The sequence below is a fragment of the Allobosea sp. P4_C6 genome (genome assembly GCF_056402015.1).
Genome location: NZ_JBFUIF010000287.1, coordinates 1 through 944 on the forward strand (window position 1 = coordinate 1; position 944 = coordinate 944).

Below are 944 nucleotides of genomic sequence, written 5' to 3' on the forward strand. Positions count from 1 at the left end.
GTGCGATAGGCTGCGCTGACGAGATCGTTGGCGAGCCAATCAATGATCCGATCGTGGAAATTCCAATCGGTCAGCTGCGCCTGGCGCAGAAGTTCCGGCGTGACTTCGCTCTCACCCTGCCGCAGGACGATTTCATGGGCCTCTCGCAGCTTGGCGATCTCTTCATCCGGAGCATCCCGCACGAAGGCAGCCATGGCGTAGCTTTCCAGCATCAATCGGAACTGGAAAGCGTTATGGATCAGGTTGACGTCGACATGCGCGATCTGCAGCCCGCGCTGCGGCACCGTGACGATCAGCCCTTCAGCCTCCAGCCGTGGAATCAGGGCCCGGATTGCCGCCATAGGCAGGCCAATGATCTCGATCAGTTCGCGCTGCGAGATGAACTGGCCCGCGACGATCTTGCGTGACATCAGCCCTTCGGTGAACAGGTCATATGCCCGGTCCCGGCTCTTGGGGGCAAACACCGTGGGTTCACTCATTGCAGCGCCCGGACTTGCTCGATGCGCGTCATCAGGGCAGTTACCCGGGCATCATCGAAGGTGACGTTGGGCGGTCGCATCCGCAGCCATTCTTGCCGGCCCGTACGCCGGGCTACGAGTGCCTTCAACGAGGCGGGAAACGGATCCGGCAAGATCGCGGATCGATAAGCCATGATCAGCGGCTCGTCGCGCCCGGCGGCCACTGGCCCGCGAAGGAGCGCCGGCTGGAAATTTGCCAGCCCGCAGATCGTGCCGCTGCCGCCTTCGCTGACGGCCTGGGCGACATGGCGTTCGCTGCCCACGAGCACCTGGAAATCGCGATGCGCGTCGAGCAAAGCCTGCGTCGCCTCCCAGTTGCCCGCGCTGTCCTTGATTCCGACGATCGCATCGCCAAAGGCGTCACGCAGGCGAGACACCAGGTGCGGCGTGATCTGCGAACGCGTCATGTTGGGGATGTGGTAGAGC

The 944-nt window shown here is 63.0% G+C and carries 2 protein-coding genes; both read right to left on the reverse strand.

Translation table 11 applies throughout. The annotated features are described in order from the left end of the window. On the reverse strand, positions 1-410 hold a 410-nt coding region (locus tag AC1DVA_RS28710), incomplete at its 3' end, for a GntR family transcriptional regulator (RefSeq protein WP_476808176.1). Positions 411-475: 65 nt separating this feature from the next. After that, positions 476-944 (reverse strand): dihydrodipicolinate synthase family protein (locus AC1DVA_RS28715; protein WP_476808177.1); only part of this gene is annotated, 469 nt, incomplete at its 5' end.